Below are 20,887 nucleotides of genomic sequence, written 5' to 3'. Positions count from 1 at the left end.
AGGCCCAAGGGGCCAGAGAAAGACGGGTGCCACTGGCAGGCGGCCGAGGATGACTCAGGGGTTGACCCACCAGCGGCAGACCTAACGCGACAACGTTGCGCGTCTACCAGTCGATCGGCAGGCGATCGGCGAACAGACCGCCGGTCGGGCCGTCTGATGGCAGGGTTGCGAGCCAGATCGGCGTGTCTGCGCCTTCCTCCGGGCTTCGGTCGGTCTCGCCGTACGCCATCCGGGTGTTCATGCGTCCCGGTGAGCATGCGTTGACCAGGATGCCGGTGTCGGCCAGTTCGGCCGCGAGCACCCGGGTCAGCGCGTTCAGAGCCGCCTTGGACACCCGATAGGAGACGTTCGTGTCGCCCATGGTGGCGAGCGAAGCGAGGTGGCTGCTGATGTTGACGACACGGCCGTAGCCGTTCTTTCTCATCTCTGGCACGGCGGCAGCGCAGCAGCGCCAGGCACCCAGCAGGTTGGTGTCCAGGGCGCTGCGGACCCGCTCGAAGTCGGGGCTCGCCGCAAACTGGCCACGATCGATCGCGATACCGGCGTTATTCACCAGCACGTCCAGCCGACCGTATCGCTTGGCGGTGCCGGCGAAGGCGCGGGCCACGCTGGCCGGGTCGTTGATGTCGAGTTGGTGGCCGCTTGCGGACAGTCCGTCCTTCGTCAGCTCGGACACCACGCGGTCGACGAAGTACTCGTTACGTCCGGCCAGCACCACGTGCAAGCCTTGCTCGGCCAGCCCGCGGGCGATGGCGGCGCCAAGCCCACGGTTGGCGCCGGTCACCACGGCTACCTTGGTGTCATCAACCATGATCAGGCCCCCAGGGTGGCGAGTTGGGCGTCGAGTGCGCGAGCGCGCGGGTCGATCTTGGTGAACGGGAGCCGTTGTCGTGCTCGAACGACGCGACGCAGGTTCCGTTCCGAGGGCGCCTCACGGATCAGCGGAATCGCCTCCGCGAGGAGCGACGCGGCGTGGTCGGCCTCCCCGAGCTGCGCCTGCGCCGACGCGCGGCGGATCACGTACGTCGCACGGTCGCGCACCTTGGTGGTTGGGACCAGCCGCAGCGTACGATTGAGGTACACGTCGGTTTCTCGCGGCCGACCCAGATCCAGGTAGCTCGGCATCTGCCTCACGCTCTGCCCGGCCCCGCTGCCGGCGCAGCCGCTGCTGGTGCCGCGAGCGCCTGCACCGCCACATCTGCTGCAGTGGTCAGGTGGCGTACCACTTCCTCCGGTAGTTCACCGAGCCCGAGGCCCGCCGTGGTGGCGATGCGGCGCAGGGCGGCATGCTGGTCGGCGGTGATGCCTTTCAGGGGTTCGCGGAAGCCGAGGATGTCGCGGGCGGCGTAACCGTCGGCGGTGTCGATGGCCTGTCGCGGGGTGTGGTGCAGAAGTCGGGTCGCCAGTTCGGGCTGGGTCGCGTTGGCCAGGATGGCGCCCGCGAGTCCGAGCAACGCGCGGTAGGACGCGTAGTTCGGTGCCGTGAAGGGAAGGGCGAGCCGCTCCATCAGCACGGTGAGGCGCTGGGGCTTGGCGGGGCGGGCCAGCGTTGCACCATGGGGCTGAGGCAGGCGGCGCGTTCGGCATGGGCCGTTCCGTACTTCGCGATCTCGGCCAGCAGCGGGGCGACGACCGCGATCTGGGTGTTGTCGGCATCGATGAGAACCGCCACACGGGTGCTTTCTGCTCGTTATTGTCCATGCTTTCACCTGCTGGTTGAGGGTGAAGTCGCGGCAGCTGCGGCCGCCGGCTGGACAGCGCTAATCGGCAGAAGGAAGTTCACGGTAGTCAGTGCCGAGGCGCCGAACCGGAAGTACGCGAAGAGGACCGCGTGCAGCCAGGCGGCTGGCCCGGTCAGGCGCAGCGGCTCGGTGTCGGCGAACAGGAGCACCACGCCGTGCGGGTCGAGGTGGTATTCCATGACGGCGGTGTGTTCGAACGACAGCCAGCGTCCGAAGGAGTAGCACCAGGTTCGGGTGGGGGTGAGCACGACCCGGGTGAGTTCGTGGTCGCGCCACTGTGGGCTGGCGAGGCGTGCGGCCCGGGAGCGGGCGTTACTGTTGCCGACGGCGTTGGCGAGCAGGGCGCCGGTGACGAAGGCCGCTGACCCGAATGCCAGCGCGGAGGTCTGCTGGTAGGTGACCGTCGTGCCGTAGTGCCGCGCGTAGTGCAGCCGGGCGTCCAGGTGAACCGGTTCGTCGGTGAGGAATCCCGGGGCGGGCACAGCGCCGAGCTGTCCGCCCTGGGCGAGGAATTCGAGGGTACGACGCGCGGCGTCACGACCGTCCGTCCACGACGTGTCGGCGGCGGGGGGTCGTAGTAGCCGGCCGATGCCGTAGCCGACGGCGTAGGCAGCCAGTGCCCATAGGGCGGCGACGCCGACGACGGTCAAGGTGAACCAGCGACGGTGGCCGAAGCCGCGCCGGCGGCGTCCCTCCGCCACCCCCACACACAACCCGGTGATCGCCGTCGCCGCGACGTAGGCACCAGCGATCAGTGCCAGCATGCCCAGGAGCGCGCTGATCTGCGAGCACGCGTCCGGAATATCGGCCTCTGAATCACCGATCCATGATCCGTGGGCCCGCAGGCACCGATCCGTGGAACGGTACGACCGGTCGATGCCCCACACCAGCGCCGGTGTGACGACCGCGGTGGCGGCGGCGGTGAAGGTCCAGTGCCGGCTCTTCGGCGGCGGGGGCACGAAGGACATGACGGATAGTCGCTCCCTATGTCACCGCATCAGTACGCTCCGACGCGCGATGCTACCGCTCGGTCGATACGCTGTGGGGCCCGCATAGGAGTCGTCACTCGCAGGGATCAGCCGAGTCCGCCCCGGTCAAGCCGGCCGACCGCCAGAACTCGTAGTACTGGTATTCACGACCCTTCGCAGATGCTCATCGGTTCGGGGACAGTTGGGCAGCGCGGCCCGCGTCCACCAGCGCCGATCGGTCGCACACCGCCGGACCGCCACCTTGAACAGTCCACTCACCACACAGCAAGTCCCTTGACATCGGAGCGATCTCCGTAGAACGTTATTCATGCGTGCATGCATAAGCGATCTTGGTTCGATGATGCTGTAGGAGGCAGTTCGATGCCATACCCCCAGGCTGCGACCGCGCCCGACGCTGAGAGGCGTGATCGCCGCCGGACCTCCGGGCCGGTCAGGCTCGGTTTGATCGGCTGCGGGCAGTGGGGGGCCAACGTCGCGGCGGCAGCTGAACGAAGTGCCGGAGCCCTGCTCTCGGCTGTGTCGGACGTCAAGCCCGAGGCTGCGACGAGGCTTGCCGCTCGTCTGACGTCCGCGCCCAAGGTCCTATCGCCAGCGGACCTGCTGGGTGATCGTCAGTTCGACGCGGTGCTGATCGCGACGGACGCCGCGAGTCACTTCGAACTTGCTATGGCGGCGATCTCCCAGGGCAAGCATGTATTCGTCGAGAAGCCGCTGGCCCTGTCAACGACGGACTCGGTCGCCTTGGCCGAGGCCGCGGCGATAGCCGGTCTCACTCTCATGGTGGGCCACACGTTCCTGTACTCCGAGCACGTCATCGACGTTGAGCGTGCCCTTCGGGAGGGCCAGGTCGGCGAGCTGCGTTACGTCAGCCTGCAGCGCCTGGCATACGGAAGGTTCCGCGAGGACGCCAACGTCATCTGGAACCTCGGACCGCATGACGTGTCGATCCTGATCCACTGGGCCGGAGGTCCGCCGACGGCGGTGCGCTGCGTGGAGTACATGTTCACCCGGCCCACCATCTCCGATCTGGCGTTCCTCACACTCGACTTCGGCGACTTCCTCGGCCACGTGCACCTCAGCTGCATCGACCCCGAGAAGGTCAGGCGGGCTACGGTCGCAGGCACTGCGGGAGGCATCGTCTACGACGATGTGGGTGGATCTGTCCGGTTGTACGTCAACGGCAGCGGGGTGCTGCCGCGAACGCTGTCGGCAGCCAATCCTCGTCCTCCGCTTGACCTGGAACTGAGCCACTTCGCGGAATGCGTTCGCACCGGTGCGCGCCCACGCACTGACGGCATCCACGGCGCGATCGTGGTGGCTGTGCTGGAAGCCGCCACAGCTTCGGCCGCGCTCGGCGGCGACTGGATCGACCTCACGATGACCCTGGGGCAGGTGTCGTCGGCCACCCGTCCCGGCCCTCGACCCGATCGACCCGCCTCAGGTCCCTCACTCGTCCCCTCGCAAAGGACGGCCTTCGCATGACCGACTTGCTGATCTCCGACAGGGTGAACACCCGCCAGATCGACGCTGATCTCGTCGAGGCGCTCCGTGAGGCGTTCGGCGGCGTTCCTGCCGTGGTCGGGGCGATGCTCTTGGGCTCACGTTCACGGGGCATTGCCCACGCCAAGAGCAACATCGACGTTCAACTCATCCTCGACCGCCTCGACGCTGGCACCGCCGTAGGCATTGCGAAGGTCCGCGAGGAGTCGGCAGCGCAGCTCGGCATTCCGATCAGCGTCAACGTGCACACCCTGGCCGATGCGCAGCCTTCGCTGGGGCGGTACGAGCTGTTCCAGCACAAGAACCGCGCGGAGCTGTTCATCTACCAGGCCAAGTACACCAGCGTGAATCTGTTCGGCCGGAACATCTTCGCCGAGTTCACCGACCCGCCACCGTCGCGTACCCGTCGCGAGGCGATCCGGACCGTAGCCTCCTTCTCCTACTTCCTGCGCAAGTTTCTGTTCGACGTCTCGATGGCGCCCCACGGCGCGGCCGAGTTCGTGCGGACGCCGCTCATCAGCCTGGAGTACATCGCCGTGTTCTACGGCTACCTCAGCATGGGCTACCGCGATGGCCTGGATCATCTGACCGCGACCGGGCGGCTGACCGCTGAGGAGATCGCGTTCCTGGAGGAGTGCGCCACCCGCAAGGCCACTTCGCAGTACGAGGAGGTGGGTGCGGCTTTCGCGTTGCGTGGGGCGACCTTCCTGGACGCCGTCCATGGCCGCATGCTCGATGACTTCCGCCGCCGGGGCGTCAGCGACGTGCGATGGAACGGGCAGGACAACGCGGTCCGCTGGGACATCGCGCTGCCGCAGGCGGCGGCGATGAGCATCCTGTGGGCTGGGCACAAGGCACTGCTCCTGCAGCGACACCCCGACGACTACCTCTACCCCGGCCAGTGGACGATCCCGGGCGGCTACCTCCAGGTTGGCGAGGACCCTCCCGCCGGAGCGGCCCGTGAGGTGTGGGAGGAGACCGGCGCCTACCTCGCCGTCAGCCGCCTGTTCGACGGCCAGCCCGTCGTGAGCGGCCGACTGGCCGCGTTCTCGTTCGAGGTCGAGTTGCCTGACAGCGTCGCACCCCGCCTGACCGAGCATTCGAACCACCGGTTCGTCGATACGAGCGAGGTGCTGTCGATGGACCTCACCCCCGAGGCCCGCCTGATCTTCGAGCGTCACCTCAGCCAGTCGCACACCAACTGAAACCGGCCAACGCAAGAATGAGGATGCTGCGGTATGGATGCCACTGAATACGATCATCTCGCCGTCGAGACGACGGTCCGGGCGCTCTGGGAGGAGCATGACATCTACCGGTTCGACCGCTCGGCGGTCGGTCCGGTGTTCAGCATCGACACGCCTCCTCCATACGTGTCGGCGTCCCATTTGCACGTCGGCCATGCCATGAGCTACTCGCAGCCCGACTTCGTGATTCGTTATCGAAGGATGCAAGGCGACCGGATCTTCTACCCGATGGGTTTCGACGACAACGGTCTCCCCACGGAGCGCTACGTCGAGAAGACCTACGGGGTCAGGGCCATCGACATGCCGCGGTCGGAGTTCGTGGCCCTGTGCCTGACCGAAACCCGCAAGACGGCGGCCCGGTACGAGGATCTGTGGCGTCGGGTGGGTCTGTCGGTCGACTGGGATCTGCTCTACTCGACCATCGACAAGCGGTGCCAGCTCACCGCGCAGACCAGCTTCATCAAGCTTCACGAGGCGGGCCATCTGCGCCGGGTGGAAGACCCGATCATCTGGTGCACCGAGTGCCGGACGGCCCTGGCGCAAGCCGACGTCGAGGACCTCGACCGCAATGGGAAGATGCACGACATCGCTTTCACAGCGGCGGACGGTCGGGCGCTGGTCATCGCAACGACCCGCCCCGAGCTGCTGCCCGCCTGCGTGGCGCTGTACTTCCATCCGGCAGACGAGCGGTACGGGGACCTGCTCGACACCCAGGCGACGGTGCCGCTGTTCGGCTATCAGGTCCCGATCAGGGCCGACGAGTCGGTGGATCCCGCCTTCGGCACGGGGCTGATGATGGTCTGCACCTTCGGCGACGGTGAGGACGTCCTGAAGTGGCGACGCGACGGGCTCGACCTGCGGCTCGTCGTCACTCCCGACGGCCGGCTGTCAGAGCTCGCCGGGCAGTTCGCGGGTCTGCAGCTGCCCCAGGCACGGGCGGCGATCGTGGCCCAGCTCGCAGAGATCGGCGCGTTGACCAGAAGCCGCCCGCTCAAGCAGAACGTCGGGGTGCACGAGCGGTGCCTGACGCCGGTGGAGTACCAGATCCGGGCGCAGTGGTTCATCCGCGTGCGCGATCACCAGGACACATTCCTGGCCCGCGCCAAGGAGATGACCTGGATACCTGCCCACATGCAGCGCCGCCTCGAAGACTGGATCGAGGGCCTGAAGTGGGACTGGAACATCAGCCGCCAGCGGCACTACGGAGTGCCGTTCCCCGTCTGGTTCTGCGACGACTGCGGTCACGCGGTCACCGCCGACCTGAGCGCGCTGCCCGTCGACCCCCTCGCCGACACGCCGCCGGTGGATGCCTGTCCTGCCTGCTCCGGTCGCCTCAGCCCGGACCCCGACGTCATGGACACGTGGATGACCTCCTCCCTGTCGCCGCAGATCAACGACAACTGGGCGGTCAACGGGCTGAACAGCGACCCGCAGTTGGCTCCCATGAGTCTGCGTGTGCAGGCGTTCGAGATCATCAGAACCTGGCTGTTCTACACCATCGTGCAATCGCAGTACCACTTCGACCGCCTGCCCTGGCAGACCGTGATGATCTCCGGCTGGGGGCTGAACGAGCAGGGCAAGAAGATCGCCAAGCGGGACCTCGATCGGTCCACCACGCCGGACGGCTTCAACCGCTACGTCCCCGATCACGTCATCGAGCGGTACGGCGCCGACGCGCTGCGCATCTGGGCTACCAAGGCCCGGATCGGCACCGACCTGCGCTACAACGAGAAGGACGTCAAGACCGGCCGTAAGTTCGCCGTGAAGATCTGGAACGTCGCCCGGCTGATGACCTTGTACGGGTTCGACTCACACGCCGCACCCGATCCCGCCGCACTGTGCACCGACGTGGACCGGTGGATGCTGTCGCACCTGGCGTCCGCCATCGACGAGACCACCGCGGCGATGGACGAGTACGACTTCATGCAGGGATACCAGGCCGCCTCACGCTTCTTCTGGTCCGTCCTCTGCGACCGCTACATCGAGATGGTCAAGGAGCGATTCCTCAACCCCGGCAATCACACCGACGCCGAGCGGGCCAGTGCCCGTGCGGCGCTCGGCATCGGCTTCCGCGCCGTCCTCGGCATGTTCGCGCCCTTCGCCCCGTTCGTCACGGACTACCTCTACCAGCAGATGTTCCGGCCCCACGAGAACACCGTCAGCCTCCACCTCACCTCCTGGCCGGCCCCGCATCCGCAGTGGCGGACCGACCGCAAGCTCATCGACGACATGTCCACGATCCTCGACCGGATCCGCGTCCTGCGCAGCGGCCTCAACCTCGGCAGCAACACCCGCATCGCGAAAGTCGTGCTGCACGGCGTCACCGACGACGGCCACCGAACCGCCCAAGCCCTGGCCGAACCGCTGCGCGTGGCTGCCCGCGCCGACGAAGCGGTCTTCAGCGACGCGGACACCGACAGCGGCGTCGACGGCATCAAGGTCGCCATCATCGCCTGACATATCGCCCGGCTGGCCCGCCACCTGATTCAGGGCAGCCAGCCGGGCCCGGACCCTCGGAACCGTACGCATCAGCTACGGAGGCAGCACCATGCCCACACGAGTACGCAGCTTCGCCCCCGGGCCGTCCATCCTCCCCGACGACGTGCTGACCGAGTACCAGGCAGGCATCGAACACTACGCCGACACCGGGCTCGGCATCCTCGAACTAGGCCACCGCAGCGGACAGTTCGAGCAGCTCTACAACACGACGGTCGAGCGTCTACGCGCGCTCATCGGCGTCCCGGACGGGTACGAGCTGCTGCTGCTACCCGGCGGCGCGCGCTTTCAGTTCACGATGCTGCCCGCCAACCACCTCGGCCCGGACGACGTCGCGGACTACCTGATCACGGGACACTTCGGGGCGGCGGCAGCAGCTGAGGCCGCGTTCTACGGCTACGTCAACACCGCGGCATCCACGCAGGCAGACGGCTACCTGCGTCTGCCTGCGCCAGCCGAGACGTCGTTCACGCCGACCGCCAGGTACGTGCATTACACGTCGAACAACACCGAGATGGGTACGCAGTTCAAGCAGCCGCCCGGTATACCGGCGAGCGCCTGGCTTGCCTGCGACGCGTCCAGCGACCTCCTCACCCGCCCGTTCGACATCGCCCGGCACGGCCTGGTCTACGCGACCTCTCACAAGAACCTCGGCACGGCCGGCCTCGCGCTCGTCGTGATCCGGACCGACCTTCTCGAACCGGTGCGTCAGCTCCCGCCCTTCCTCAGCTACCTCACGCACGCGCGGGCAGGATCGCGGTTCAACACTCCGCCGATCAGCGCGATCTTCGTGCTGAACCTCATGGCCGGGTGGACCATGCGGCAGGGCGGCGTCAAGGCGATGGACACCCTCAGCACCACGAAGTCCGAGCTGCTCTACCACGCGATCGACAACAGCGACTTCTATGTGGGTCTCGCCGACCGCGACAGCCGGTCGAAGGTCAACGTCACCTTCGCGCTGCCGACCGCAGAGTTGGAGGACGAGTTCCAGGCGGACGCCGCGCAACAGGGACTCGTCGGACTGTGGGGATACCGCAAGGTCGGACATCTGCGTGCTTCGCTGTTCAACGCGATCTCGCTGGATGCGGTCGGCCAGCTCGTCGAATTCATGGCGTACTTTGCCCGCGCCAAGCGGCGGCGGCTACCCCGCCACGTGTCGAGCCGCAGAGCACGGGGACCCCGATGATCGCGTGGGAGGATCGCGAGACGAGCACCGTTCTGTTGGCGCCGCCGTCACCGCCCGGCGCGCCACACCTCGGCGGAATCTACACATGGGCGCTGCTCGACGCGGCTCGCCGGACTGCCCAACACTTCGGCGGTGCTGCGCACCTGCCTCAGTCATGGAACATGTCGAGCCGCCGCCTCGAACCGACGTTCGGCGACGATCCGGAGGGGTTCGCACGCTATTGCCAACGTGCTGTCGACAATGCCGTCTTCACGTTCGCAGGCTTCGGCATCGTGGTGTCGCCCCACGCAGCACTACGGGACGACGACGCGTCCGTACGGGCACATGTTCAGGCCATCGTCACCGAACTGGCCAACCGCGACATCGTCCGCTACCTGGCCGCTGAGGAGAAGTGGTGCCTCAGTTGCCGAATCGCCCTCCCACCGAGCGCCGCTACCGAGCACTGCTTCACCTGCGAGAACCCACTGCGTCTACGCACTACACGGGACTGGTTCTTGCCCGTCGACCTTGACGAGGTGTTCCGTCGCGCGGCCACCGTCGAATGGGTGCCCGGCTTCGGCATCCGCCGTCTGCGCAGCCTCATCGACGTCCATCCGTTGATCCGTGTCGGTCACCCTCAGCGGAGTCTCGGCGTCCCTTCCCCGCTGCACGACGGCGAGATCCTCGATCCGCGGCTGGTCGCGGCTCTCGGGCCAAGCCTGCTGCGCCGCCTCGGCCTGAACGGCCCGATCGTGGCCGCAGCCGGATTCGACATCCAACGCAAGTGGCTGTTGACGCTCCTGGCCGCCAACCAGACCGGCGCGTTGCCCACCATGATCGTTCAGCACGGCACTCTGTTGGACACGGCGGGGCGCAAACTCTCGCGGTACACGGGCGCCTCGCTCGCCGACGCGCCGGCTGACGTCGAGCCGTGCCTTGTCCGCGCCGCATTGCTGTCCTCACCGCTCGGCAAGGACTTCCGCGCTGTCGCGCTGCCCACCGTGGGTGCGTCGCGGCTGCGCGAAAAGGTGTTGAACAGTCTGCGGTACATCGGTCTACAGCAACCCCGCACCGGTGGCATCGACCTGGACGCCGCATGCGACGAGTGGTTCAACGAGGTCGAGTCGCACCTGAGGAACTTCGATATGTCGCGTGCCTACGCAGGCTTCCAGCGCGCGATCCTCTCCGTATCCAGCACGCTCATCCCGATGATCCGACGGCAGGGCATTGCCTCCTTCGCCGCGACCTATCGCCGTGCCATCTCGCTGCACGGCATCTTCTACGGCGACGACCCACGACTACCCGGGACGCCCTCCGGTCTCGAACTGCTCGATGCGGACGGGCGGGACGCAGCTCAGGTGAGAGCGTCCGACCGCGACCCTTCGTGATCGTTCGCCTGATTCGACTGCCGTCTTCTCGGCCAGGTGAAACACGCGGCCACGACCAACACCACAGCAGCGACGACGAAGGTCGCGTCCAGCCCGGCCGACTTGGCTACCGCGCCACCGACAAGCGCGCCGAGTCCCGCCCCACCCAGGCCCAGAATCCGAAACGCCGCGACCACCCGGCCGATCAGGTCGTCCGGCGACAATGCCTGTCGCGCTGAGCCGACCGCGACCGACGCCAGACTTGCCGCCGCGCCGTAGACGACGAACAGCGCGGCCATCACCCAGACGTTGCCCGCCAACATCGCCACCAGCCACACCCCCGCCTGGACAGCCATGGCGGCGGCCTGCACCTTGCGATACGCGAAACCTCCGATCATGCGGCGCGCATTGGCCGCAGCGACGATCCCACCCACCGCCATCGCGGCCAGCAGCGCCCCGTAGGCCGCATTCGGAAGGTGAAGAGTGCGTTGGGCATAGAGCACGAACGTCCCCATGACCATGAAGTAGCCGAAGTTGAACACGCCCATCGCGACCGCGAGGACACGAAGGTCCGGCGTCCTGAACAGGTGGCGCATGCCTTCGCGAATCGACGCCCACAAGGGTTGGTGGGCCGGCTGCTCAGACCGCACATCGGGCAGCATTCGCACCAGTGCCGCCGAGACCAGAAACGAGACCGCATCGACGGCGAACGGCACGGACCGGCCGACTGAGAACGTCAACGAGCCGAGAGGTGGGCCCACCAGCGACCTTCCCGTGGTGTCCAGAGCCCAGTACCGGCCGTTGACCTTGCTCAGGTCGTCCCCGTCCCTGCCAATGATCATCGGGATCACGGCCTGCGACGCGGCGTCGAAGAAGCACTGGGCGACACCCACCGCGAAGACGACCGTGATCAGCAGCGGAACGCTCGCCCAGCCGAGCACCAGCGCGGCGGCCAAAAGCCCGATCAGCGCCGCGCGGACGAGGTCGGCGATCACGAGCACTCGACGGCGTGGCCACCTGTCTGCGAGCGCTCCAGCCGGTAGGCCAAGGGCGAGCCACGGCAGGTAGAAGGCGGCGCTCACAGCGGAGATCGCCAGCGGATCGGCTGTCAGGGTCGAAGCCAGCAACGGCGCGGCGGCGATGAACGCTCCGTCACCTGCGACGGAGACAGCCACCGCAGCCAACAGAGGACGGATCTGACGCCGCCGGTCGGCCACAGCCGCCGACCGGTCCGACGGCGCCGGCCGAGTGCTCTCAGGCTGTGGCGAGACCGAACTCACCGTTGCCCACGCCGCGCAAGAACGCCGCCCACTCGTGCCGTGCGAAGACCAGGACAGGACTGTCGTCAGACAGTTTCGAGTCCCGCACCCCCACCTCCTCATCGACGAACGCGGCCTCCACGCAGCCCGTGTCGCCACTCACGCTGCTCTTCCGCCACGTCGCGCCTGCGAACCGCACTGATGTCATCAGCTGCCTCCCACCTCGGGAACGATGGCGTCGAAGCGCTCGACGTCGACGTCGAGAGCATTGAGATATTCAACGGCATGATTGCTGTGCAGTGCAATGGACTTCAGCCCCGTGAACGCCTTCTCGAACCGGGCGACGGCAGCTTCCTCGCTGAAGTAGCAGTCACCCCCGGGCGACTCGATCCATACCGTACGAGGGCTGAGGCCGGAACGAAAGTCGAAGATGGTGAACCCCTGGGCTGCTACGACGGGGTGCTGAACGCCGATCGGGACCACACCGAGCTCGATGTTGGGATGGCCCACCAAGCCCGTCAGATGCTGGATCTGGCCTCTGGACACCTCGACCGGGAACGCGCGGAACAGCAGAGCTCGAGCGTCCACCACGACCGTGAAGCGAGGCGCCTCAGGCCCCTCCAGCATCTGCTGTCGCGCCATGCGCACATCTGCGATGTAATCCGGGCTTCCCGCCCCGACCGCGACCGCCATCGCGTGGGCGTAGGCGCGGGTCTGCAGCAGGCCCGGCACTACGACCGGTTGGTACTGCCTGATCTCCCGTGTCGTCGACTCCAGCGCGGCGACGGCCCCCTGCCGCCGGCCCCAGCCGCCGGCGCTCGTGATCCAGGCCCCCTCGCCGTTCTCCTCCGCGGTAGCCGCCAGCAGTTCGGCACGGATGTCGGGATCGACCCCGTAAAGGCCAAGCAACCGATCTATGTCGCGAACGGTGAATGTCGTCGTGCCGGTCTCGATCCGGGAGACCTTCGACTGCGACCACTTGAGCGAATCGGCGACACGCTCCCCGGACCACCCCAGAGTCTCGCGTACTCGACGCAGCTCAGCGCCCACTCGGTAGCGTTGGGGCGATCCGCGAGTACCCATTCGTCAGCGACTCCATGCGCACGTGCATAAGCTCCTCGGACAGTACAGCACCGGTAGCAGGGAGGACCAGCATCGAAACCGCCAAGATCACGTGATCCTGGGCGAGGCGAGCGCTCAGCCCTCACAAGCTGCCCCCAACTCCACCAGCATGCATGCTCGTCCGGACGACCGGCGCACGAACGTGTGGAGCTGCTTGCCGGCGACCCGGTCACTTAGGGAGCCGGGCCGAAGCCCGTCTGACAAGGTGCTGGCCAAGCTTCGCCGTGAGCTGCAAGCGCTCGCTCAGGGGCACCTCGGAGGACTTGGCGCTGTTGAAGTCATCGCCCACGTACCGCGGGATGATGTGCCAGTGGAGATGGAAGATGTCCTGAGCGGGAGGCCCCAGGTTGAGCCGTACCGTGGTCCCGCTGGCGCCGAACGCGGCCTTCACCGCCTGCGTCGTTGCCTGAAGAGCGGCCAGCATGGGGGCCGCCTTCTCGGGCGGCACGTCGGCGATGCCGCCGAGGTGACCTGCCGGGACGAGGAGCATGTGACCTCGGTTGTTCGGCCGCTGGTGCAGGGCCGGAAAGACGACGAACTCGTTGTTGACGGCTAGACAGACCCCAGGATCGGTAACGCCAGCCGTCACCGAACAAAACACGCACGACAGATTCAAGATCGCGATCGCCTCCCGGAGCGAAGTTCCGCACCATTCTTCCCGATGAGTTGACATGGGCAGCGGGTGGATGCGTGTGTCTTGGTGCCCGACGGGTCAGGCGCACCGGCCAGCCTCGTACCGACACGTGGTGCCCTCCGCATTATCGGGAAACCCCAAGGTCAAGGCGGCCGTAGCGGCCTGGCCGCCGCCGGGACTGAACGTCTGCACACACTCGCGCGCTTGCCTGTGCCCCTGTCCCGGCAGCCTACGGGGGAGCCGACTCGCTACGGTGCGCGGCGAGCACGGAGCCGACGACGATCGCGCCGAGCCCGAGGAGCGCGGCGACGCTGATCTGCTCGCGGAGGAAGATCACGCCGAAGGCGACGGCGAAGGCTGGTGACAGGTAGAACGCCAGTGCCGCGCGGGCGGGGCCGACGCGGATGATGAGTGCGTAGAACAGAGCGAGTGTCGCGCCGGTGCAGACGATCCCGAGGACGAGCAGGGCAGCTGTCGCGTCCACGCCGGGCAGCCGAATGGGGGCTGTGACGGAGGCGGGTACGACCACGGCTGCGGTGGTGACGAGCATGGCGGAGGTGGCGACGCCGAGGGGCGGAGCCTCGGCGTACCGGCGGTGGATCATCATGGCGCCGGCGGCGTAGCACAGCGCGGCGGCGAGGATGAGCGTGCCGCCGAGCAGCGCCGTCCGGCCTCCGCTCAGGTCGACGCCGAAGAGCATGACCAGCCCGGCCAGGCCGAGGACTATCCCGGTCAGGCCCCGCCAGCCCTGCGGGCGTTCGTCGGGTGCGAACCGGAGGGCGAGGAGCGCGACGAACAGTGGTTGTGCGCCGACGAGGATGCCGGCGACGCTGGCTGAGACGTACTGCTGCCCGTAGGTGAGCAGCAGCAGCGGGGCGGTGGACTGCACCAGCACCGTCTCGATGATCGCCCGAGGGTTGCTCCAGACGGGGCGGAGTGCGTCCCGGCGTACCGCGAGGGGAAGCAGCAGCAGCGCGGCGAGCAGCACGCGCCCGAGGACGACGAGGGCTGGCGGGAGATCGCGCAGGGCGACGGTGATGAGCGGGTACACCGCGCCCCAGAGGGCGGACAGGACGATGAGTTCGATCCAGGAGCGGCGGGTCACAGCGGGTCGTGGCGGGTCGACGTACGCACGCGCTCTAGTTAATCAGGACCTGCCGGTACAGGCTCTGCACGCAGTCGAGGCCGGTCCAGGGCAGCAGGTCGACGAGGAGCTGGCGTAGCCGCTTGCGGTTGCGCTCGGATCCGGTACGTCGGGCGAGCACGTCGGCCTCGGTGGCGGCGTGGCAGGCCTGTTCGATCTGGTTCATCTGCGTGTACGCGACGGCGAGGTCGATGAATGTGCCGGAGCGTTCCCGTACGAAGTCGGCGGGCAGCAGGGTCAACGCCTCGTAGAGGGAGCGGGTCGCGTCGGTGGGGCGGCTCAGCCGGGTCAGGCAGCGGCCCTTGAGGCGGGCGGCGTGGCAGTCGGCGTTGAAGAAGCTCAACCAGGCGGGGGTGTTGTCCCTGCTGACGCCGTCGAAGGCCCGTTCGGCCCCGGCCAGGGCGGTCATTCCCCGGTGGGGCTCGTCGAGGAGTCCGTACGCCTCCCCGGTGGCCTCGCCGAGCCAGGAGTTGACGGCGGCCGGGACGCCTCGGCCGGCGACGTCCCGGGCGGTGCCGAGCAGGCTGAGCGCGGTGCGGCCGTCCCCGTTGTGGAGATGGATCTGGCTGAGAACGCCCAGGCCGTACGAGTGCAGGGCCCGGTCGTCCGCCTTTTCCGCGAGCGAGATGGTGAGCCGGCAGTATCCGTGCGCCTGCTGGTAGCGCTGCGCATCGATGGCGAGCCAGGCGGCGAGTTGGGCTGCGTCGGCGGCAGCGCGTAGCAGTCGGCGGTGGGTGGCAGTGCTCGTCGTGCGGTTGCTGACCTCCAGCATGCGGTGCAGATGGGTGCCGACATCCGCGCTCACCTTGCCGGCACCCTCCCGGTAGTCGAGACGCCGGTAGGTGTCGGTCAGGATCTCCAGGTCCTCGACCACCCGTTCGGTGACCCGTGTCAGGACGGCGCCGGAGGGCAGCGGAACGCCGGTGGCGCGTTCGCTGGTGGACCGGCTGGCCGGCGCTTCCGGTGTGCCCGCGCGGAGGGCCTCCGCATCGAGGTGGCTGTGGTCCTCGCCGCCGAGCAGGTCGCCGGCGGCGCACCGGTAGAGGAACGCCAGCTTGTTCAGCGTGTCCAGCGACGGTGCCCGGCCCGCCGGGCCCGGCCAGATCTCCCAGTACGAGATCTGCTTCGCGGTCTTCGGCGCGTCCGCGTCGGGCCACTGCTCGTTCCAGCGGCGCGCCACGTCGGCCTGCGTGAGGCCGTGGGCGAGGCGGAACGCCACCCGCGGGTTGATGCGGTACCGCTGCCGCCAGTGGGAGGCGATCCGCCGGTACGTCCACCCGCTGGCCCGCAGCTCGTCGGCCTCCCGCTGGAAACTACGCGCGCTCCTCGCCATCCCTGCCTCCGAAAGTGACCGCCACCAGGACGACCGTCGGTAGCACGTTAGCGATCACCGTCGCCGTGACGGAAGCCATCGACACGCTACTCCCCGTGATCCGGGGAGTAGCGGTAGGTCGAAGGTCCCCACCAGCTGGGGTCGATCTTCCCCGCTGCGGACGGGACCCTCGAACACGACGCGGAACGCCTGCCCACGGCACCTGCTCACGACGGTGGCCCCCTCCACAACCTCCGGCGGCAGGCGATGACGGCGGCGCACGACAGACCGCTCGACCATGACCGGCGTACGACGTCGGGCACACGCAGTTGATCGACATGGAGAGGCTCGCTGATGCATGAGCAGAACGAGTTGGGCCGCTACGGCTATCGGCAGGAACTGGCTCGAGGGCTGAGGTTCCGGGATCTGGTGGCGTACGGGTTGGTGTACATGGTGCCGATCGCGCCGATGGCGATCTTCGGCAGTGTGTACGCGGGGTCGGGTGGGATGGTGGCGTTGGCGTACGTGGTGGGTGTGGTGGCGTTGGTGTTCACCGCGTTCTCGTACGCGCAGATGGTGCGGGCGTTTCCGATGTCGGGCAGTGTCTACAACTACGCGGGGCGTGGGATCGGTGCGCCGGTGGGGTTCCTGGCGGGTTGGGTGATCCTGCTGGACTACGTGTTGGTGCCGGGCCTGTTGTATCTGGTGGCGTCGGTGGCGATGCACGCGAGTGTGCCGTCGGTGCCGGTGTGGTGTTGGCTGCTGGGCTTCGTGGTGGTGAACACGGTGGTCAACTCGGTCGGGATCCGGATGACGGCGCTGGTCACGCGGGTCATGCTGGTCGGTGAGCTGCTGGTGTTGGCGGTGTTCCTGGTCGTCGCGGCCGGTGCCCTCGCCGCGGGCAAGGGCCGGTTGAGCTGGGAGGCGTTCTACGATTCCGACACGTTCGGCTGGTCGGTGGTGGCCGGGGCGGTGTCGATCGCGGTGTTGTCGTTCCTGGGGTTTGACGGCATCTCCATGCTCGCCGAGGAGAGCAGGGGCGGGCCCCGGCAGGTCGGGCGGGCGATGGCCGCGGTCCTGATCCTGGCGGGGGTGTTGTTCGTCGGGCAGACGTGGCTGGCGGCGATGCTCGTCGCCGACCCTGGCCGGCTGTTGGCCGAGGGTGATCCGGCGGGGACGGCGTTCTACGACGTGGCGCGGGTCGCGGGCGGGGGTTGGTTGGCGACGGTGTGCGCGGTGGCGACGGCGATCGCGTGGGGGTTGCCGAACTCGATGGTGGCTCAGGTCGCGACGAGCCGGCTGCTCTACGCCATGGCGCGGGATCGGCAGTTGCCGGGGTTCCTGGCGCGGGTGTCGCCCCGGCGGGGTGTGCCGGTCAACGCGACCCTGCTCACCGGTGTGGTGTCCCTGGTGCTGGGTCTGTACATGGCGGGTCGGGCGGACGGGGTGACGGTGTTGTCGTCGCTGGTCAACTTCGGGGCGATGGTGGCGTTCCTGGTGCTGCACGTGTCGGTGGTGGTGCACCACCTCGTCCGGCGGCGTAGCCGCAACTGGTGGGCGCACCTGGTCATGCCGGTGCTGGGCTTCACGGTCCTGGCATACGTGGTGGTGCATGCGAACATCGCCGCCCAGCGGGCCGGGTTGGCGTGGCTCGCGGTGGGGCTGGTGGTCCTCGCCTGCCTGTACGCCACCGGTCGACGTCCCGTGCTGTCCGGCCTGGTGCCGGCCCGCCCGGCCGGCCGTGACCTGGAGCGGGTGTGACCGGCGTGGACCGGATCGTGTACCGGCCGGGCCCGGGGGAACTGGCGCACACCTTCGGCGCGCGTCTGCCCGTCGCCCACGTCCGCTGCGGGGATGTGCTGGAGGTGTTCACGCAGGACTGCTTCGGTGGGCTGGTGCGGGGCCCGGCGGACCTGCCGTCGCGGGTGTGCCGCATGCCGTACCTGAACCCGGTGTCCGGGCCGTTCTTCGTCGAGGACGCCGAGCCCGGCGACACCCTCGCCGTGCACATCGCCGCGATCACCCCCGCCACGGACTGGGGGGTGTCGACGACGTTCCCGCACTTCGGGGCGCTGACCTCGACCCTCCGCACCGCCACCCTGCAACCGCCGCTGCCCGAACGGGTGTGGGTGTACGGGATCGACCAGCAGGCCCGCACCGTACGGTTCCAGGCCACGAGCAGCGACCACACGGTGGATCTGCCGCTGGAGCCGATGATCGGCACGATCGGCGTCGCACCCGCAGGGTTCGAGGCCCGCTCCACGCTCGTGCCCGACGCCCACGGCGGGAACCTCGACACCCCGCAGCTACGCCCTGGTGTCACCCTTTTCCTCGGGGTCAACGTGCACGGGGCGATGCTCGCCCTCGGCGACGGACACGCCCGACAGGGCGAAGGCGAGGCCTGCGGCGCCGCCGTGGAGATCGCCACCGTCACCACCCTCCTGGTCGAGGTCGTCAAAGGCGTGACGACACCCTGGCCGCGGCTGGAGACCGACACCTCGCTCATGTCGGTCGGCTGCGCCCGTCCCCTGGAAGACGCCTACCGCATCGCCCACCACGACCTCGTCGGCTGGACCAGCACCCTGACCGGCCTGGACACCCTCGACGCCTACCAACTCGTGTCCCAGGCCGGCCGCGCACCCGTCGGAAACGTCTGCGACCCCAACTACACGATCCTCGCCGCCGTCGACAAAGCCCTGCTCCCCGCACCCGCCGACGCCTACCAGGACGCGCACCGCCGGCTACGGCGGCTCGCTGCCGAAACACGGTAGGAGCCGACCGTGACCACGATCCCCCGCCTGCCGCTGCGCGACGAGTTGTTCATGCTCGCCCACGACGACGACACCGGCCGCCTGCACGTACACCGCCGGGCCCTCGCCCTCGGCCTCGCCGGCGCCGTCCTGATCGACCTGCACCTCGCCGCACGGGTCATCGTCGACCCACCCGACCCCACCAGCCCCGTGCCCGGTCAACGGCTGCGCCTGCGCACCGACCGACCCGTCGGAGACCTCATCGCCGACGCCGCCCTCGCCTCACTGCACCCCACCCGCACCGCCCCGCCCTTGCGGACCTGGCTGCGGCACTTCGCCGTCGACCTCTACGACCGCACCCGCGCCGGACTCGTTACCACCGGAATCCTGCGACCACACCGCCAACGACGCCTCGCCGGCATCGCCCACCGCGACACCTATCTACCCACCCACTGCAAGTGGTCCGTCGTGCCTCGCGCCCGACTCTGCTACCTCGCCCAGGGTCGCGAACAACCCAACGACCACACCGCCGCACTCGCCGGCCTCGTCGCCGTCCTCGGCCTGACCACCCACCTGTACCTCGACAACGACCCCACCACGCTGACCACACGCCTCACCACCATCGCCGACCAGCACCACCGAGCTGTACGGGACATCACCGCCGCGGTCGACGCCAGCATCGGCGACCTCGCCACCGCCACCTACCGCTGACCCGCTCTCTCGCCGTCCCCCCGGGGAACGGCGGTGAATCGTCCGTCCCGCAGCCGCCGCAACATCACCGGCTGCCGAGCCTTCATGCCCGCTGGCAGGACCACGACGCGTCACCGCCAGCGACCAGCGCCCTCACGCGCACCACGCCACCGACCCAGCATTCCGATCAGCGCCAAGGAGCCGGTCTCGTGACACCGCCCGCCGCCCATCCAGCCGACCTCCGCGCATCCTGGGCCGACGTCACACCCCACCTGCGCCGCGCCACCGACCACTTCTCGTCCCTCCTGGCCGACCAACGGATGAGGCTGCTGCCCGAACGTGATGCACAAACGTTCCTGGCCACCGTCGGTCACCTGATCGCCGGAGGCGACAACCACGCCGGCCGCACCGCCCTGCTCGCCGCCCTCGCCCCCACCTACCGGCACCTGGGCCTGCAGCCCTACCACCATCAGACGCTCGTCGACGCCCTCACCGCCACCGTCGCCCGCCACGCGCCCACTACCTGGACGTCCACGATCGCCGAACGGTGGCGCCGTCACGGCCACCACGTCCTCAATCTCATCCACCGCGCCGCCCACCGCCTCACCACCACGCTCCCGTGGACCCCTGCGCAGATCATCGGCCGCGACGCGGCAACCGATACCGTCACCGTGCTCACCCTGCGTCCCCGCCGCCGCCTGCACTACGAACCCGGCCAGGCTCTTCCCGTCACCACACTCCACCGACCTGGCACCTGGAGGTGGTACTCCCCGGCCAACGCACCCCGCCCCGACGGCACCATCGAGCTCCACGTCCGCGCTGTCCCCGACGGACCCGTCTCGCCCTGTCTCACCCGCCACGCCGCCGTCGGGGAGTACGTGTGGCTCGGCCCGCCCTACCACGCCGGGCTCACCCTCGACCCCGACCACCACGGCGATCTCCTCCTCGCCGCCGGCGGCACCGGCCTGGCGCCCCTACGCGCCATCGTCGAACACCTCACCACCACCGGCGCCACCAACGGCCGGCAGCGGCGGGTCACCCTCATAGTCGGCGCCCGCACCCTCGAAGACCTCTACGACAGCATCACCCTCGACACCCTCCAGACCGCGTATCCGGAGTGGCTGACCATCAGACCCACCTTCACCGACGACCCCCTCGTCGACCCGGCCGCCCAGGGTGACGTGCTCACCGCCGTCCTCGACCACTACCGGCCCGGCCACCACGTCCACGTCGCCGGCCCACCCGCACTCATCGACCACGCCCGCCACCGACTCCCCCTCGCCGGTATCCCCGCCGACCACCTCCACCTCGCCGAAACCTTCACCCGCCCCACTTCACCCGCCGTAGACCCAACCGGCGGCACCAGGTTCTCCCGACGGGAGGACACCATCACGCGCCGCAAGGCGACCCCGCTGCGGTGACACCGCGTCCACCTCCTCGCGGCCGCCCGGCCCCGAGGCCTTCGGGCCACGC

20 protein-coding genes are annotated in these 20,887 nt (G+C 68.6%); 9 read left to right on the top strand and 11 right to left on the bottom strand.

Going from position 1 to position 20,887, the window contains the following annotated elements; all coding sequences use genetic code 11:
* Positions 1 to 103: 103 nt before the first annotated feature.
* The 5 genes from TK50_RS26945 to TK50_RS32380 are packed head-to-tail and all read right to left on the bottom strand — an operon-like array spanning position 104 to position 2,710.
* Positions 104 to 811, bottom strand: a complete 708-nt coding sequence (locus TK50_RS26945) for an SDR family oxidoreductase (RefSeq protein ID WP_043968179.1) — start codon at positions 809 to 811, stop codon at positions 104 to 106.
* 2 nt (positions 812 to 813) lie between these two features.
* A complete protein-coding gene (locus TK50_RS26940) occupies positions 814 to 1,125 on the bottom strand; it encodes a hypothetical protein (protein WP_241774122.1) in 312 nt (103 codons plus the stop codon).
* A gap of 5 nt (positions 1,126 to 1,130) precedes the next feature.
* A complete protein-coding gene (locus tag TK50_RS26935; protein WP_043968176.1) occupies positions 1,131 to 1,508 on the bottom strand; it encodes a hypothetical protein in 378 nt (125 codons plus the stop codon).
* Complete coding sequence (locus TK50_RS34555) at positions 1,508 to 1,672, bottom strand: PIN domain-containing protein (RefSeq protein WP_199486142.1); 165 nt, start codon at positions 1,670 to 1,672, stop codon at positions 1,508 to 1,510. Before TK50_RS34555 ends, TK50_RS26935 begins: the two co-directional genes overlap by 1 nt.
* A gap of 33 nt (positions 1,673 to 1,705) precedes the next feature.
* A complete protein-coding gene (locus TK50_RS32380; protein WP_052503942.1) occupies positions 1,706 to 2,710 on the bottom strand; it encodes a hypothetical protein in 1,005 nt (334 codons plus the stop codon).
* Positions 2,711 to 3,091: 381 nt separating this feature from the next.
* Here TK50_RS32380 and TK50_RS26920 point away from each other — a divergent pair, with 381 nt between their 5' ends.
* From TK50_RS26920 to TK50_RS26900, 5 genes are all read left to right on the top strand, one after another.
* Positions 3,092 to 4,213, top strand: coding sequence for a Gfo/Idh/MocA family protein (locus TK50_RS26920; protein ID WP_158499197.1), 1,122 nt, complete (start codon positions 3,092 to 3,094; stop codon positions 4,211 to 4,213).
* Complete coding sequence (locus TK50_RS33960) at positions 4,210 to 5,436, top strand: NUDIX domain-containing protein (protein WP_052503940.1); 1,227 nt, start codon at positions 4,210 to 4,212, stop codon at positions 5,434 to 5,436. Before TK50_RS26920 ends, TK50_RS33960 begins: the two co-directional genes overlap by 4 nt.
* Before the next feature lie 33 nt (positions 5,437 to 5,469).
* On the top strand, positions 5,470 to 7,932 hold the full coding sequence (locus tag TK50_RS26910; RefSeq protein ID WP_082106652.1) for a valine--tRNA ligase: 2,463 nt from the start codon (positions 5,470 to 5,472) through the stop codon (positions 7,930 to 7,932).
* 91 nt (positions 7,933 to 8,023) lie between these two features.
* Positions 8,024 to 9,157 (top strand): 3-phosphoserine/phosphohydroxythreonine transaminase, encoded by a 1,134-nt coding sequence (gene serC / locus TK50_RS26905; RefSeq protein ID WP_043968170.1) that lies wholly within the window; start codon positions 8,024 to 8,026, stop codon positions 9,155 to 9,157.
* Complete coding sequence (locus TK50_RS26900) at positions 9,154 to 10,524, top strand: hypothetical protein (protein ID WP_043968169.1); 1,371 nt, start codon at positions 9,154 to 9,156, stop codon at positions 10,522 to 10,524. The genes serC and TK50_RS26900 overlap by 4 nt, the downstream gene beginning before the upstream one ends.
* Here TK50_RS26900 and TK50_RS26895 read toward each other — a convergent pair.
* The 6 genes from TK50_RS26895 to TK50_RS32370 form a co-directional block, all read right to left on the bottom strand.
* On the bottom strand, positions 10,491 to 11,678 hold the full coding sequence (locus TK50_RS26895) for an MFS transporter (protein ID WP_052503937.1): 1,188 nt from the start codon (positions 11,676 to 11,678) through the stop codon (positions 10,491 to 10,493). The two genes, TK50_RS26900 and TK50_RS26895, sit on opposite strands and share 34 nt — an antisense overlap.
* A gap of 79 nt (positions 11,679 to 11,757) precedes the next feature.
* A complete protein-coding gene (locus tag TK50_RS26890) occupies positions 11,758 to 11,970 on the bottom strand; it encodes a DUF397 domain-containing protein (RefSeq protein WP_043968168.1) in 213 nt (70 codons plus the stop codon).
* Positions 11,970 to 12,812, bottom strand: coding sequence for a helix-turn-helix domain-containing protein (locus TK50_RS26885; protein WP_052503936.1), 843 nt, complete (start codon positions 12,810 to 12,812; stop codon positions 11,970 to 11,972). Before TK50_RS26885 ends, TK50_RS26890 begins: the two co-directional genes overlap by 1 nt.
* Positions 12,813 to 13,053: 241 nt before the next feature.
* Positions 13,054 to 13,557, bottom strand: coding sequence for an HIT family protein (locus tag TK50_RS33220; RefSeq protein WP_082106646.1), 504 nt, complete (start codon positions 13,555 to 13,557; stop codon positions 13,054 to 13,056).
* 190 nt (positions 13,558 to 13,747) lie between these two features.
* Positions 13,748 to 14,623 carry a DMT family transporter gene (locus tag TK50_RS26875; RefSeq protein WP_043968166.1) on the bottom strand — a complete coding sequence of 292 codons (876 nt, stop codon included), beginning with the start codon at positions 14,621 to 14,623 and terminating at the stop codon, positions 13,748 to 13,750.
* A gap of 34 nt (positions 14,624 to 14,657) precedes the next feature.
* The gene (locus TK50_RS32370; RefSeq protein WP_052503934.1) at positions 14,658 to 15,995 is read right to left on the bottom strand and encodes an NsdA family TPR-like regulatory protein; all 1,338 of its coding nucleotides are present in this window, start codon (positions 15,993 to 15,995) and stop codon (positions 14,658 to 14,660) included.
* A gap of 333 nt (positions 15,996 to 16,328) precedes the next feature.
* On the opposite strand from TK50_RS32370, the gene TK50_RS26865 reads away from it, so the two are divergent.
* From TK50_RS26865 to TK50_RS26850, 4 genes are all read left to right on the top strand, one after another.
* Positions 16,329 to 17,735, top strand: coding sequence for an APC family permease (locus TK50_RS26865; RefSeq protein WP_043968164.1), 1,407 nt, complete (start codon positions 16,329 to 16,331; stop codon positions 17,733 to 17,735).
* On the top strand, positions 17,732 to 18,745 hold the full coding sequence (locus tag TK50_RS26860; RefSeq protein ID WP_043968161.1) for an acetamidase/formamidase family protein: 1,014 nt from the start codon (positions 17,732 to 17,734) through the stop codon (positions 18,743 to 18,745). The genes TK50_RS26865 and TK50_RS26860 overlap by 4 nt, the downstream gene beginning before the upstream one ends.
* 51 nt (positions 18,746 to 18,796) lie before the next feature.
* A complete protein-coding gene (locus tag TK50_RS26855) occupies positions 18,797 to 19,435 on the top strand; it encodes a GOLPH3/VPS74 family protein (protein WP_043969417.1) in 639 nt (212 codons plus the stop codon).
* 188 nt (positions 19,436 to 19,623) lie between these two features.
* Positions 19,624 to 20,835, top strand: a complete 1,212-nt coding sequence (locus TK50_RS26850; protein WP_063838625.1) for an FAD-binding oxidoreductase — start codon at positions 19,624 to 19,626, stop codon at positions 20,833 to 20,835.
* The last annotated feature ends 52 nt before the right edge of the window (positions 20,836 to 20,887 follow it).

It is taken from the genome of Micromonospora haikouensis (assembly GCF_000876225.1).
GTDB lineage: Bacteria > Actinomycetota > Actinomycetes > Mycobacteriales > Micromonosporaceae > Micromonospora > Micromonospora haikouensis.
The sequence above is the reverse complement of the archived record's forward strand: the minus strand, read 5'-3'. Positions and strand labels throughout refer to the sequence as shown.

Coding starts and splice junctions, on each gene's coding strand:
- TK50_RS26910 (WP_082106652.1), top strand. CDS start 5,470: ATGGATGCCACTGAATACGATCATCTCGCCGTCGAGACGACGGTCCGG.
- serC (WP_043968170.1), top strand. CDS start 8,024: ATGCCCACACGAGTACGCAGCTTCGCCCCCGGGCCGTCCATCCTCCCC.
- TK50_RS26865 (WP_043968164.1), top strand. CDS start 16,329: ATGCATGAGCAGAACGAGTTGGGCCGCTACGGCTATCGGCAGGAACTG.
- TK50_RS26945 (WP_043968179.1), bottom strand. CDS start 811: ATGGTTGATGACACCAAGGTAGCCGTGGTGACCGGCGCCAACCGTGGG.
- TK50_RS32370 (WP_052503934.1), bottom strand. CDS start 15,995: ATGGCGAGGAGCGCGCGTAGTTTCCAGCGGGAGGCCGACGAGCTGCGG.
- TK50_RS26940 (WP_241774122.1), bottom strand. CDS start 1,125: ATGCCGAGCTACCTGGATCTGGGTCGGCCGCGAGAAACCGACGTGTAC.
- TK50_RS26855 (WP_043969417.1), top strand. CDS start 18,797: ATGCTCGCCCACGACGACGACACCGGCCGCCTGCACGTACACCGCCGG.
- TK50_RS33960 (WP_052503940.1), top strand. CDS start 4,210: ATGACCGACTTGCTGATCTCCGACAGGGTGAACACCCGCCAGATCGAC.
- TK50_RS32380 (WP_052503942.1), bottom strand. CDS start 2,710: ATGTCCTTCGTGCCCCCGCCGCCGAAGAGCCGGCACTGGACCTTCACC.
- TK50_RS26900 (WP_043968169.1), top strand. CDS start 9,154: ATGATCGCGTGGGAGGATCGCGAGACGAGCACCGTTCTGTTGGCGCCG.
- TK50_RS26920 (WP_158499197.1), top strand. CDS start 3,092: ATGCCATACCCCCAGGCTGCGACCGCGCCCGACGCTGAGAGGCGTGAT.
- TK50_RS26935 (WP_043968176.1), bottom strand. CDS start 1,508: ATGGAGCGGCTCGCCCTTCCCTTCACGGCACCGAACTACGCGTCCTAC.
- TK50_RS26890 (WP_043968168.1), bottom strand. CDS start 11,970: ATGACATCAGTGCGGTTCGCAGGCGCGACGTGGCGGAAGAGCAGCGTG.
- TK50_RS33220 (WP_082106646.1), bottom strand. CDS start 13,557: ATGTCAACTCATCGGGAAGAATGGTGCGGAACTTCGCTCCGGGAGGCG.